Below are 13,510 nucleotides of genomic sequence, written 5' to 3'. Positions count from 1 at the left end.
AAAGATAAAATATATTGCGACTAAAAGGAGTGTATTCAATGACGGAACCAGTATTTATCATTTCGACCGGGAGGAGCGGCTCCACAGCTGTTTCCAACTGCATTCGTCTTCACCCTGAACTTGTGAGTCTGTCTGAATTGATTCTTTCTGTTCATTATAATTTTGGGATCAGCGGTGAAGAATGGAAGGGATTCGAAAAACAAACATGGACAGGCAGTAACTTCTGGGAGCTGCTCGCCCAAAAGGAGCCAGTACGGCTGGCTCCGTACGAAAAGAAAGGATTACACAATAAAGAAATACTCTATGAAAGAACGGAAAATACTTTATTTAACGAAAAAACGGGGCTGCCGGCTATTGCCTCCATCACCCTTCCTCACCTGACCAATGAACCGGATAAGCTGTACCAGGAGCTTGAAGCAGTGGTACCGGCATTCCCGGAAGATTCGCTGCAGGGGCAGTACCAACGCCTGTTTGAGTGGATGCAGCGGCGGTTTGATGGTGACACATGCGTGGAACGTTCCGGATTTTCCACAGACGCAGCTGAATACTTAATAGACATGTTCCCGAAGGCCAAATTTGTTTTTTTATACCGGGACCCCCGGGAAATTGCTGTGGCTTTTAACCGTTTTCAGACGATGAAGATGGGAAAAGCTATTTTAAAGGCGATTGAAGAAACAGGCGCTGATCCCTCGGATCCCTCCACGGAGGCTGAAAGGCTTGGCTCCTACCGATGGCTGCACCCGGATTATTTTGAGATTGAACAGCTGCGCCAGATGGATATGCCGTACAAGGAGCTCGGGTCCTGGATTTCAAAGTCACTGCTGCATGCAGGTCGTGTGATCGAAAAACTGCCCGGGACTCAGCAGCACTGGCTTCGGTATGAAGACCTGTTGGAAACACCGGAAAGAGAGCTCGAGCGCCTGATTACATTTATAAATCCGCCCTCTGCGTCAAAGGAAGCAAACGAGCAATGGATAAAAAAAAGTGTTGCACAAATTAATCCCAAGCCGGACACGTGGCCGGAGCTCCCGGTAGAGAAGAGGTCTGCGCTGGAGGAAGCGACAGGGCCGGCACTTCGTTATTTAGGCTATGCGTAACCAGGCGTTTACAAATGCGCATAATCGGAAATAGTATTTTAAACCAGTAACTCCAGACACAGATTAAAATAATGAAAGGTTGGTCTAAAATAATGAAGGCAGTAACGATTCAAGGCAAAGAACACATGGAAGTCAAAGAAGTTGCAGACCCGAAAATTGAACGCAGCGATGACATGATTGTACGCATTACAGCCAGTGGTATTTGTGGATCGGACTTGCATTTATATAAAGGTGGTATTCCGACGCCGGAGGATTACGTTGTCGGCCATGAGCCGATGGGGATCGTAGAAGAGGTCGGTCCTGATGTAAAAACATTGAAAAAAGGAGACCGCGTTGTTATTCCATTTAATATTGGATGCGGGGAATGCTATTACTGCACCCATCAGATGGAAAGCCAATGCGACAATTCCAACCCACACGCCGAAATGGGCGGATTGTTCGGATTCTCTGAGGATTTCGGGAACTTCCCGGGCGGTCAGGCGGAGTACCTGCGTGTACCGTATGCTGACTTTACCTCCTTTAAAGTGCCGGAGGACAGTGAACTGAAGGACGAAAGCGTATTGTTTCTTTCAGACGTCGTGCCGACTGCGTTCTGGAGCATTGAAAACAGCGGAGCGACTTATGGGGATACGATCATTATTTTAGGCTGTGGGCCGATCGGTTTAATGGCTCAGAAGTTTGCATGGATGAAAGGCGCTTCCCGCGTCATCGCTGTCGATCAGGTGCCGCACCGTCTCGAGCATGCGAGAAGAACAAACAATGTGGAGACGTATAACTTCAGCGAGACAAAAGAAATAGGCAAACTGCTTCATGAAGACACGAAAGGCGGGGCAGATGTAGTCGTTGACTGTGTAGGCATGGATGGCACCGTGCCGCCGGATACAGCATTTGGCTCCGAAAGCGACAACCAGTTTGGCACCATCAGCCCGATTGTGACAGCTTCCCAGTCTGTGAAGAAAAACGGAGTCGTGCAGCTGACGGGTGTTTACGGCACCGAAGCCAATGGATTCCCAATCGGTGACTTCTTCACGAGAAACGTGGCCCTTACAATGGGACAGGCGCCGGTTATTCATATGATGCCAAGCCTTTACCGGATGATTGAAAACAAACTATTCGATCCAACGGACATTATTACCCACCCAATTCCTTTGGAGGATGCAGCTGAAGGCTATCGCATCTTTGATGAAAAAGAAGATGGCAATATCAAAGTAATTTTAAAGCCATAAAATAATTCTAATATAATAAATGCGGAGCCTGTAAAAATTACAAGGCTCCGCATTTATTATGTTAAAAAAATGATCACTGATTTTTTAATATTGCTTATCAGGGTGAAAATACAATGTTTCACGTGAAACATTGTATTATGCATTTTTATAGTAGACCAGATTATCTGTCCATGCCCCGTTTTCGTGAATAAATCTCCGGCGCACACACTCGTATGTCATCCCAGCTTTTTCTGCAATAGAGATGGAGGGATAATTATCGATATTAATGTGAGCTTCTATCCGGTGAAAGTGCAGATCTTCAAAGGCAGCGCATAGAATCTCCTGTACGGCTTCTTTTCCAAAGCCCCGATTCCAGTGCTGGTTATGAATCATATAGCCGAGCATGCCCCATTGGAATTCTTCACGTATTAACGTAGTAATATCAGCATGCCCCAGGTGATTTCCGTCTTTATGAAAAATATCGTATACATAAGTGCTGTCCGTTTCTTTCATCTTTTTTCTCTGTTGAATCATATCCATGAATTTTGGTTTAGTTAAACGGCTGATTTCCGGTCTCCCGGGATCGTATAAATGCTGGGAGGATTTCCGTTCTGAGAGTGCCTGCCTGTAGCTTTCAAAGTCATCCGGGTGCAGCGGACGAAGAATTAAACGCTCCGTTCCTCGGTTTTTCTGCTGAAAATCCATTCTATACCTCCTGTTGCTCATACAGAAATATTCTATTTTTTATAGCGCTCACGTTTAAAATGAAAAGAAGATGCTTTAATTTTAATATATTAATATAATAAAACGTGTTTTTCTAAAATGAAAAAAGCCCCCCGTCTCTTTGAGCAGAGAGAGGAGCTTTAGGATGCTGCGAATTTAATGAATATGTTTGACGCGTCCTACCTGGCCGTCCTCAAGCCTGACTTTAATGCCGTGCGGATGGCTCGGGGAATTAGTGAGTAAATCTTTAACGATTCCCCGGGTCAGCGTCCCGCTCCGCTGGTCTTTTTTTAAAACAATATCCACTTCTGCTCCTGGGGTAACATCTTTACGTTTTGTGCCGTCCATATTATGTCCTTCCTTTCAACAGTGATGCTTTATTATAGCAGACGATGGAAAAGAGGAAATAATAAATTCTCGTTCCCGCATCGCTGCACCACCGGTTTAAATAAAAATACCTAGCCAGCCGGCACTTATCATGGCAATCAGCAAAAGAGTCTTTTCTACAGCCGAGACGTGCTCGGGATTGGAGTTATCCATTCGGCTGACAAGAATAAGAGAGACTGCCATAAGTACAGCCAGTCCCGCTGCCGCCAACAGACGGTCACTGCCGAGCCAAAAAATGGTGAGCACTGATATCACTAAATAGCATACAGCAGGCATATGAGCGTAAGGTGAACCAAATTTGCGGGTAAACCAGACTACTGTGGTGCGCTTTTCGGGAGAGGCCTGCATGTCCGCCTCCCGGTCCGGGATATGATGGACCATCACCCAGGCCAGACAGATCATGGCATTTATAAATGCGTTCTGCAAAGCCCATTCCGGAATGGTGCCAAGCGCGAGCCATGCCCCGCCGAGGCCGAGCAAAAATATGGACGGAAACAGGCTGAGCCATTCCCCGAGAAATGGCTTATAGCTGAGGCTGAGCGGGGGCAGGGAATAAGAGGCCGCTGCCCAGACGCCGATAAGAAGGAGCACGCCTACTTTAATATACCCAAGGATAAAACAAAGCACGGCGATGCCCATCAATGCGATAGCGAGCCATTTCCCCACCAGCCATAACGATTTTAATGACATGGCATTAGTCTGCAGCACGCGGCTGCCTCCGGAAAGAATAGCAGGACTGTGCTCATCCGTGCCTGAAAGATAGTCAGCATAATCATTAAAAGCGTGGGTGAGAAGCCCGTGAATAAGAAAAGCGCCAATGGCCAGAAGAATGAAAATAGCTGTTAAATAAGAAGCTGAAAGAGACGAGTATAAAAAAAGCGGCAGCATCGTAGAGACAATCGTAGCGATGCTTGAAGATATAACAGCAATGGCACGAACAAGCATCCACGCACTGCGCAGCGTCCCGGCGAACTGATTGGCCATCCACATCTTTCCCTTCTGATTCCTGATGGTTTCAATTTTCTGGTACCAGTATCCCATTTCCTGACGGTTTCGTACAGTGTCCAGGGGAGAAGAGCTGGCAGAAAGCAGTAAAAAAGACGCTGCTCTATAAGAGAACAGCGCCTGCGGCTGCGCCGCTGAGAACGACTACCCAGGGCGGAAGCTTCCAGAAGGCAAGCATTGTGAATAGAAAAGCAGCTAATACAAAATCCAGTGAGGACGTAATGGATGAGGTCCAGATTGGATTATAAAAGGCAGCTAAAAGGATACCTACAACAGCAGCGTTTACACCGGTCAAAACGCCTTTCATGTGAGTATTTTTACGAAGCAGGGACCAAAAAGGCAGCGCTCCGATAATTAAAAGAAAAGCCGGCAAAAAGATGCCTGCTGAGGCGACCAGGGCCCCCTGCCAGCCGGAGAGGACAGTGCCCAGGTAGGAAGCGAAGGTAAATAAAGGCCCCGGTACAGCCTGGGCCGCCCCGTAGCCCGCGAGAAACGTCTCTTCACTCATCCATCCGGTCGGGACAAACTCCCGTTCCAGTAGAGGAAGGACAACGTGGCCGCCGCCGAATACGAGTGACCCAGCCCGGTAGAAGCTGTCAAACATGGCTACGAAGGTAGAACCGGTCCACTCCCGCATAAGCGGCAGTGCAGCGAGCAGAACAAAAAAGAGTGTCAGGCAGAAAGCGCCTGTTTTGCGCGATACGGTTTCGAGGACCGCCGTATGATCTGCCTCCTGGACTGAGCGGTACAGCACCCATCCAGCTCCGCCTGCTGCCAGTATGACAAGCACCTGTGCAAGAGAGGTCTGCCATAAAAGAGTACCACTCATGGCAAGCAGGGCAATGGTGCGCCGCTGAAGATCAGGTGTGAGCTTTTGGGCCATGCCCCATATCGCATGGGCAACAACTGCCACAGCGACAATTTTCAGCCCCTGAAGCCAGCCGGCATCGCTGACGTCGAGGCCTTCAAGTACAAGGGCAAAGATTACTAAAGCAATAATGGAAGGAAGGGTGAATCCAAGAAAGGAAATAAAACCTCCCACGAGCCCACCCCGGATAATGCCTATCCCGATGCCGACCTGACTGCTGGCGGGGCCTGGAAGAAACTGACACAGGGCGACCAGGTCCGCATAGCTCTGCTCGTCGAGCCAATTTCTGCGTCGCACGTATTCTTCATGAAAATAGCCTAAATGGGCGATAGGGCCGCCAAAAGAGGTCAATCCCAGCCGTGTGGAAATCAAAAATATTTCCAGCCATTTTTGGCCCAAAGTTTTTCCCATAGCGTTCTCTCCCGTCTTTACTTGATTTCTTTAAACAATTCATAAGCTTTCACACGGGCTTCCTGCAAAATTCCGGCTCCTTTATCTGTGGTGGTATAATATTTGCGGATTTTTCCGTTCACATTTTTATTTTCTTTGTGTAAAAGACCGTCATTTTCCATAGCATGAAGAATGGGATAAAGAGTGCCTGCACTCATGGAATAGCCGTGTTCCTGCAGCTCCTCAAGCATCCATTGCCCGTAAACGGGGTGCTCGGAGGCGTGGTGCAGGATGTGGATGTGAATAAATCCTAAAAAAAGCTTACGAAGCGTTTTATCTTCCATGACCGATCATCCTTTCGGACTTCGATATCGAAATCCGATATCGAAAGAATAACAATTATTTTTTATTATAGCAAGAGGGGAAAACAAAGTTGAAATCCTGCCAAAAAATGAAAAAACGGCTCCGTAGGCAAGTCAGCGGAGCCGTTTTTGCTGCTTAAAGACTGTTTGTCTGTTCGAGTTCTGCTTCTACAATGTAACGGTCAGGAGCGCTTCCGATATAGTCAAATGGATAGCAGGTGGTGAGCGTAAGCGTTGGTTCGTCTTTGTCTACAATGACAGAGCGGTCCTCAGCGTCTGTCACCCATGTTTTCTGCAGCCGGTAAACATACTGGGTATTTTCATACTCGACAATAAGAGAGTCCCCGTCTTCAAGCTCGTCAAGACCGGTGAAAACCGTGTCACGGTGACCGCTTAGCACCGTATGGCGGGACTCGTCCGGAGTGGTGGTCCATTCGCTGACATACATGCCAACGCCCTGGTCAAGCGATTCATCATCTGTACCCCAGTAGACGGAATACGAGTTTCCAAGCTCCGGGATTTTTAATTTGGCTACATTTTCGCCTTTCTCCCATTGGTCTATTTCATCGCTCATCACTGCCGAATCTTTGCTGCTGTCGGAGGAGGAAGCCTCGCTGGAGCCCGTGTCTGTGTCATTTCCTTCAGGCAGCGTATAGGCTTCTGGTTCCCCGGAAGCTTCCACGCTGGAAGAATCGCCCTGCTCTTCGGAATTGTTATCGTCCGGAGCTTCCGCAGATTCATTTGCAGAATCAGAGATAACGTCTTCTTCGTTGGTGGAAATTTTATCTACTCCTGCTCTGGCATCAAACCACTGGTATCCGAAGTACCCGGTAATACTCAGGCCGATAACAATCATCGCAATAAATACTTTTTCCATATATGCTCACTCCAGTAAAGGGACGTAACAGACCACAATAGACATAACTATTATTTCCATAATACACGGCTGGTGGAGAAAAAAACAACCTTCACCAGGGAGGTGAAGGCTGCGTGACCGAAAGATTATTATGCCTGTTGGCGGCGTCTTGTCCAAAGCAGGGCTCCGCCGGCCAAACCAGCCAGGGCCAGACCGCCAGCCATATAGGCAGGCTGGGCGCTTGCTGTTTCAGGCATTTCTCCGCCTTCTTCCATTGAAGCCCCGTCTTCAGCCATACCTTCTTCAGGCATGTCTTCCATACCGTTCATTCCGTCCATGCCTTCCATTTCATCCATCGGTACAGCCTCATTCATGACTTCCTCCGGTACAGTAATATCACCGACGCTGTTGAAGCTGGAGTAGGTGGAATCAGCTGTCAGACTCATATCTGTAGTAATTTCTTCCATATCATAGGAAGCATCCATATTAATGGTACTGGCTGTCATGTAATGAGTCTCCTTATCCACGGTCAGGCTCATGGATACATCCTGAATGTCAATCATGCTCCACGTCTCTTCCATCATTTCCTCATTAGCCATGCCGCTGCCCATGTCGGACTGCATCATTTTACTGGCCGCTTCTTCTATCTCTTTACCGCTTCCTTCGTAGGTGAGCACGTAGGATCCATCTGTTTCTTCTACGTCCATTTCATCAGCAAAGGACTCTGAGGCTCCCATATACATGCCTGGGTTAGTGGTCATCGCTTCCATATCGCCCATCATGTCACCGGGCATCATCGTCCAGCTGCCATCCGGCATTTCTACATAGTAGCCGTCTTCTGTCCAGTACATTTCTGTGGATACTTCTTCACCGCTGACCGGGTCGACTGTATTAGTTGTCTGGTGAAGAGCGAAAGGATCCATTGTAATGTCCTGCTGCGATGTGGAGCTGTTCGTCATTGTTTCTCCTTCACCGGCGGCATTTGTAATTTCCTGTGAAATTTCGGTGGTGGCAGAATAGCTGTCGAGCTCAGCCATAGTTTCATTTGACTGCTGCAAAATGTCTCCTGCATTCATTTCTTCAGCCTGGGCGGGTACGGCGATTACTCCGAGAGCTAAAAAACCGGCACTGCTTCCTGTTATCCATTTTTTCATCATAATACGTCCTTTCTTTTTTCATGTATTCGTCAAAAGCTTATGTGAGAAACCACTGGCTTCTGGTATTCTATGGTAATTTTACCTTATAAATGCCGGAAATAAACGCATTTTTTAAAAATTTGTGAAAAAATGTGAGAAAAAAAGCCCGTACAGCCACATTTTATAGAGGCTTCGGGCTTAAAAAAACGAGAGAGCTTAAGCATGCCGGGCCCACGGAAAGTATCTGCTTTTTTTCGGCTGGCGGCTATTTTTTACATGAAGAAGAACAAGTCCGGAAATGACTAACAATAAACCGGCCGCTTTCATCCATCCAAATGACTCCTGAAAAAGCAAAATGCCCGCGATGGCTGTTAAAGCCGTGCCAAGACCTGCCCATACAGCATAAGCCACAGATAACGGGATCGATTTTAAGGCGAGACTCAGGAAGAAAAAAGCCCCGATAAATGCTATAAAAACGGTCAGAGAGGGAATAAGGATGGTAAAACCGTCTGAAAGCTTTAAAGACGTAGAAGCAATAACCTCAAATAAAATCGCAGCAAACAGCAGAAGAACAGCACGCATAAATTATTCCCTCCTTTCATCCTAAATTCATCATAAGAAGACCAATCACCAGGCAGACAATACCAAAGGTGTTCGTTTTATTCATTTTTTCCCTGAAATAAAAAACGCCGATGCAGGTAGTCAAAATGGTGCCAAGGCCGCTCCATGTAGCATAAACAACACCGAGCGGAAGGGCCTGGAGGACGAGCGCCAGCAGGTAAAAAGCAATACCCATACCAACTGCAAAACCAAGAGACGGAAGCAACTTGGTAAAGCCATATGAAAGCTTGAGCATGGAGGAGGCGAATACCTCGCATATGACTGAGATAATAATGAGCACGTAAACCATTACATTTCTCCTTCGTCAAAGCGTCCCAAAAGATTTTGAAGCAGACGTTCAGCCTGCGAAAGGGGCATCGTATTAATTTCGAAAATATGTGAAAACCAAATGCCGTCACTCAGCAGCCGGATCATCGAAGCTTCATCATTATGAAAAGCGTCGGAAGCAAAAAGGGTCTGCCAGCGTTCATTATATTCCTTCCAAAGATTGAGCACCTCTTTGTGATCGGCAAGGGTAGCAAGCAGGCTCGCATTGATTAAAAAATTGCTTCCCGATCGAAGCTCTTCAAGGGTTGCTTCCGCGTAAGCTTTAATATAGCTGCCTGCATCGCTTCGTTTTTCTTCGATTAATTCATGAAACCGGGCCAGCGCATAAGCGTTCATCTCATAGACGAGCCGTTCTTTATTTGGAAAATGGTAAAGCAGACCGCCCTTACTCACCTCCGCTTCTTCTGCTACAGCGTGCAGGGTAAGGCGGTTAAAGCCGTTCCTGCGGATGATACGGGCGGCAGAATGCATAATTTCCACTCGTTTACTCATTATTATTTCTCCTTTATCAGTTAACAGTCTGGACGGTATAGTAAAAAGTGTACCAGAGGAATGCCCAAAAGGCGAAGAAGCCCGCTTATCCATAACTGGTATAAAGAGCTGTATAAAAAAAGATTGAACCACGGAGCGCAGATGCGCGGTCGGGGGCCTGAATGGTGGGAGGAGGGCCGTTGTGTTTAGTCAACTTTTTGTTAATTTAACTATTTTAGTGACATTCCTTTTTTTTTATTATCAGGTGTTCCGGGAGCATTCCTTTTCACGTATAACCTCTGTGCCGATGAGGCTGTTTACCGGTGTACTGTTTGGAGTGCTCGGGATGGTGTTAATCGGGTTTGGCATCAGAGTTAACGAGTACACCCTGATCGATCTGCGCCATATCCCAATTATGCTCAGTGCTTTGTTTGGCGGATGGGTACCGGCAGTAACGGCCGCGGTTATTATTTCATTTTCCCGTCTAGCCATCGGTGGAGGAGTGATCGTTTTATATCCGATCAGCATGATTATTTTCAGTACGGCGGCGTATATTATCATCGCACGGCTGGTACGAAACCCTTGGCTTGCAGCATTTTATATGCTTCTATGCTCCAACATCTACTTTCTCATTATTATGGTCTACCAGCTGAATACCGTGAATCTTTACATGGAAGTGGTACTCAGCTATTGGTTTGTGTCATTTGCCGGAGCATTTGCAGCAGTATATATGGTAAAGCAGCTGACTTACTCCAATCAGCTGCTTCATAAGTATCGGGCGGAGTCCTTGAAGGACCCGCTTACAGGCCTTGATAATCCGAGAAGCTTCGCCTATTCGTTAACAAAAAATCTCGAACAGGCTTCGAAAATGAAGCAGGCAGTCTCGTTGCTCATTATCGATATCGATCATTTTAAAGATATTAATGACCGTCACGGGCACACAGCAGGAGACGATATTTTAAGGCAGCTTGGAGCTGTGCTGCTAGAAATGGTCCGGCCGGAGGATTCTGTGTACCGCAAAGGCGGAGAAGAATTTACAGTTATATTGTCCGGCTGCCCCGCATCTAAAGCATTCGATATTGCTGAACGGATACGGGAGCGTGTTGAAAAATATCCTTTCCTCACGGATGGAGAGACATTATATATTACTGTGTCGACCGGGGCAGCTATATTTCCTGAAACAGCTGTAGAAGAAAGGGAGCTGTTTAAACAGGCAGATGATGCTCTGTACCAGGCAAAAAACCAGGGTCGTAACCAGACATGCATATATTCTAAAAAAGACCTTATAAAATAGGTCTTTTTTATTGTTTGTAAATAATTGAGTCTTTTTTATAAATATGTATTAAAAAAAGTGTTTTTAAAATATCTAATTGGGTATAAAGTATTAATAGTAGATAATAAAAAAGAACTAGAGGAGTAAACGATATGCAAAAAACAAAAAATAATGAGCAGGTGTTAGAAGCTTCCCAGGTGTTACGTGCGCTGGAACGCTCGCTCGCTATCATTGAATTCGATCTTAATGGAAGAGTGCTGTGGGCAAACCATCATTTTGCCGCAGCTATGGAGTATCATGAAGAAGATATGGTGGGGATGCATCACCGGCAGTTTTGCACTCCGGATTTTGCTTCGAGCCGGGATTATGAAAGGTTTTGGCAGGATTTGCGCGCGGGAAAATCCTTTCAGGATAAAATACAGCGTTTGACGCGAAGCGGTAAGCTGGTAAGGCTTGAAGCCACCTACATGCCGGTGCTGGATGACGCTGGAAACGTACACGCGGTGTTGAAGGCAGCGACAGATATTACCCTCCGGGAAGACGAAATGACAAAGGTGTCAGACTCGGTGCAGCACATGTCTGAGGAGCTGTTAAAGAGAGCAGAAGACGGGAGGACAAAAGGCCGTGAGATTACTGAAAACTCCCGGCAGGTAGTAGAAGAGGCAAATAACAATCTTGCTATTCTGGAATCATTGGAGCAGCAGGCGGATTCTATTCGGGGGATTGTAAAAACGATCCGTGAAATCGCTGACCAGACTAATATGCTGGCTTTAAACGCAGCGATTGAAGCTGCAAGAGCCGGGGAGCACGGCCGTGGATTTACAGTAGTGGCAGATGAAGTACGGAAGCTTGCAACAAGGGCTCATTCCTCTATCCAGGAAGTAAACAGCCATGTCGAGGGAATAACTGGAGAAGTGAGTAAAATTAGCGAGGGGACAATTCGTTCTCAAAAAGGAATGGAAAACAGCCAGGAACATATTAAGCATGCTGTAAAAGAGTTCGAACATATTGGCGCAGCAGCGAGAGGTCTGGAAGAAAGAGCGAAACAATTCCGGCATATTTTATAAAAAGCAGCGGACCCGCGTCGCTGCTTTTTTATTTGCGTAAAATAAATGTAAAACTTTATATTTAGTTCAAAAGAATCACATGAATTTTATGCCATGATATAATAAATACATTTCCAATTAATTGTATTAAATATTGTAGTAAAGGAGAGAGCACATATGGCGGTACGTTCTGAATTACTTATGCGTCTTCAAATCGAACAGCCCATTATTCAAGCCGGAATGGCCGGCGGGGTTACCACTCCGGAGCTGGTGGCAGGAGTCACAAAAGCTGGCGGGCTTGGGACTATAGGAGCCGGATATATGACCGCAGAGAGTCTTCGCTCTACTGTTCAACTTGTGAAAAAGCAGACATCGGGGTCATTTGCAGTGAATCTTTTTGTGCCGGAAACTCCGGAAGTGGTCGCCGAAGATGTTCAGGCTGCCAATGAAAAGCTCTCTCTGATTCATAAAGAATTAAAATTGGCCGCTCAATCGATGCCGGATAAGCTGCCTTCTTTCTTTGAAGAACAGCTTGAAATTATTATAGAAGAAGAGATTACGGTCTGCAGCTTCACCTTTGGAATTCCTCCTGCTCCCCACATTGAGCGGTTGAAGGCCCACGGTGTCTTTTTGATCGGCACTGCCACTACCGTTGAAGAAGCCGTTCAAAATGAGCAGGCAGGTATGGATGCGGTAGTGGCTCAGGGAAGCGAAGCCGGCGGGCACAGGGGGACCTTTGCAGAGTCCTTCGAAAAAGCGATGGTCGGAACGATGGCTTTAGTGCCACAGGTCGTAGACGAGGTCGATATTCCGGTGATCGCAGCTGGGGGAATTATGGATGGACGTGGTATTTTGGCGGCGCATGCCCTGGGCGCGGGAGCGGTGCAGATGGGAACCGCTTTTTTAACAAGCAGTGAGAGCGGAGCCCCGCAGGCCCATCAGCAGGCGGTATTAATGAGTAAAGAAACAGAAACCGCCGTTACCTCCATCTTCAGCGGCAAGCCGGCCAGAGGAATTACAAATAAAATGATGATACAGTTGGAGGCGCTCGGGCACAATTGGCCACCGTATCCAATTCAAAATACACTTACACAGCCGATTCGAAAAGAAGCGGCCAGACAAAACGAATCTGCATTCATGTCCCTTTGGAGCGGCCAGGGAACACGTTTGAGCGTACGTGAGCCGACAGGCGTCATGATTAAGCGTCTTATGCAAGAGGCAGAGGAAGCATGGGAAAGCCTTTAAAAAGACCCGTTTATGCTCTGTTTGTTAAAATAAAAATATCAAAAAAAGCAAAGGAGCAGAATGAATGGCGTTATCGAAGGATTACAACGAGAGGCTCGCCGGTGAAAAAGAAGGACTAACGTATCGCGACCCTGTTGGTGAATTGATTCGGGAGCACGAAAAGAAGGGTGGGTTTGACAATCTGCCGGGTCGTGGCAAGCCACTGCCAAAGGATTATCTGCAAAGCGATACCTTTGACACTCTTTTAAAGCGAAACGGATTTGTGCCTTCATGGGTCCGGCTGCAGCGGGAAATCCGGGAGGACCTCGGGCAGGTGCTGAAACAGCAGACGGAGGAAGCAATCCCTGACCGCCGTATAAAAAAAGAAATCAGTAAAATCAATAAAAAAGTCCGCCGCTACAATCAGTTGTGCCCAGCGCCAAGTCTGCAAAAATGTTTAATAGAGAAAGAAAGTCTTCACAGGCAGTACGAACGCTGGCGTTAAACGTTAACGGAAAA

16 protein-coding genes are annotated in these 13,510 nt (G+C 46.9%); 6 read left to right on the top strand and 10 right to left on the bottom strand.

What is annotated here, in order from left to right:
* The first annotated feature begins 38 nt into the window (after window positions 1–38).
* Window positions 39–1,097: a sulfotransferase gene (locus Q0757_RS09565; protein ID WP_298786694.1), complete on the top strand. Its 1,059-nt coding sequence runs from the start codon at window positions 39–41 to the stop codon at window positions 1,095–1,097.
* A gap of 92 nt (window positions 1,098–1,189) precedes the next feature.
* A complete protein-coding gene (locus Q0757_RS09560) occupies window positions 1,190–2,323 on the top strand; it encodes an alcohol dehydrogenase catalytic domain-containing protein (protein ID WP_298786692.1) in 1,134 nt (377 codons plus the stop codon).
* Window positions 2,324–2,458: 135 nt separating this feature from the next.
* On the opposite strand, the gene Q0757_RS09555 is transcribed toward Q0757_RS09560, so the two are convergent.
* The 10 genes from Q0757_RS09555 to Q0757_RS09510 form a co-directional block, all read right to left on the bottom strand.
* On the bottom strand, window positions 2,459–3,007 hold the full coding sequence (locus Q0757_RS09555) for a GNAT family N-acetyltransferase (RefSeq protein ID WP_298786690.1): 549 nt from the start codon (window positions 3,005–3,007) through the stop codon (window positions 2,459–2,461).
* A gap of 174 nt (window positions 3,008–3,181) precedes the next feature.
* The gene (locus Q0757_RS09550) at window positions 3,182–3,373 is read right to left on the bottom strand and encodes a YwbE family protein (protein WP_298786688.1); all 192 of its coding nucleotides are present in this window, start codon (window positions 3,371–3,373) and stop codon (window positions 3,182–3,184) included.
* 96 nt (window positions 3,374–3,469) lie between these two features.
* On the bottom strand, window positions 3,470–4,453 hold the full coding sequence (locus Q0757_RS09545) for a prenyltransferase (protein WP_298786686.1): 984 nt from the start codon (window positions 4,451–4,453) through the stop codon (window positions 3,470–3,472).
* A gap of 67 nt (window positions 4,454–4,520) precedes the next feature.
* Complete coding sequence (chrA, locus tag Q0757_RS09540; RefSeq protein ID WP_298786684.1) at window positions 4,521–5,696, bottom strand: chromate efflux transporter; 1,176 nt, start codon at window positions 5,694–5,696, stop codon at window positions 4,521–4,523.
* A gap of 17 nt (window positions 5,697–5,713) precedes the next feature.
* Window positions 5,714–6,019, bottom strand: coding sequence for a PadR family transcriptional regulator (locus Q0757_RS09535; protein ID WP_298786682.1), 306 nt, complete (start codon window positions 6,017–6,019; stop codon window positions 5,714–5,716).
* Between the two features lie 154 nt (window positions 6,020–6,173).
* Window positions 6,174–6,914: a class D sortase gene (locus tag Q0757_RS09530; RefSeq protein WP_298786680.1), complete on the bottom strand. Its 741-nt coding sequence runs from the start codon at window positions 6,912–6,914 to the stop codon at window positions 6,174–6,176.
* A gap of 128 nt (window positions 6,915–7,042) precedes the next feature.
* On the bottom strand, window positions 7,043–8,047 hold the full coding sequence (locus tag Q0757_RS09525; RefSeq protein WP_298786678.1) for a DUF6612 family protein: 1,005 nt from the start codon (window positions 8,045–8,047) through the stop codon (window positions 7,043–7,045).
* 198 nt (window positions 8,048–8,245) lie between these two features.
* Window positions 8,246–8,611, bottom strand: a complete 366-nt coding sequence (locus tag Q0757_RS09520; protein WP_298786675.1) for a multidrug efflux SMR transporter — start codon at window positions 8,609–8,611, stop codon at window positions 8,246–8,248.
* Window positions 8,612–8,627: 16 nt separating this feature from the next.
* Entirely contained in the window at window positions 8,628–8,939 is a 312-nt protein-coding gene (locus Q0757_RS09515; protein WP_298786673.1) for a multidrug efflux SMR transporter, read from the bottom strand.
* Window positions 8,939–9,469: a TetR/AcrR family transcriptional regulator gene (locus tag Q0757_RS09510; protein ID WP_298786671.1), complete on the bottom strand. Its 531-nt coding sequence runs from the start codon at window positions 9,467–9,469 to the stop codon at window positions 8,939–8,941. The genes Q0757_RS09515 and Q0757_RS09510 overlap by 1 nt, the downstream gene beginning before the upstream one ends.
* A gap of 181 nt (window positions 9,470–9,650) precedes the next feature.
* Here Q0757_RS09510 and Q0757_RS09505 point away from each other — a divergent pair, with 181 nt between their 5' ends.
* The 4 genes from Q0757_RS09505 (at window position 9,651) to Q0757_RS09490 (ending at window position 13,496) form a co-directional block, all read left to right on the top strand.
* Complete coding sequence (locus Q0757_RS09505; protein WP_298786669.1) at window positions 9,651–10,742, top strand: diguanylate cyclase; 1,092 nt, start codon at window positions 9,651–9,653, stop codon at window positions 10,740–10,742.
* A 131-nt stretch (window positions 10,743–10,873) separates the two neighbouring features.
* A complete protein-coding gene (locus Q0757_RS09500; protein WP_298786666.1) occupies window positions 10,874–11,788 on the top strand; it encodes a methyl-accepting chemotaxis protein in 915 nt (304 codons plus the stop codon).
* A gap of 156 nt (window positions 11,789–11,944) precedes the next feature.
* The gene (locus tag Q0757_RS09495; RefSeq protein WP_298786663.1) at window positions 11,945–13,012 is read left to right on the top strand and encodes a nitronate monooxygenase family protein; all 1,068 of its coding nucleotides are present in this window, start codon (window positions 11,945–11,947) and stop codon (window positions 13,010–13,012) included.
* Between the two features lie 64 nt (window positions 13,013–13,076).
* A complete protein-coding gene (locus Q0757_RS09490) occupies window positions 13,077–13,496 on the top strand; it encodes a DUF1992 domain-containing protein (RefSeq protein ID WP_298786661.1) in 420 nt (139 codons plus the stop codon).
* Window positions 13,497–13,510: the final 14 nt, after the last annotated feature.

The sequence above is a fragment of the uncultured Marinococcus sp. genome (assembly GCF_947493875.1).
Lineage (GTDB): Bacteria > Bacillota > Bacilli > Bacillales > Marinococcaceae > Marinococcus.
The sequence above is the reverse complement of the archived record's forward strand: the minus strand, read 5'-3'. Positions and strand labels throughout refer to the sequence as shown.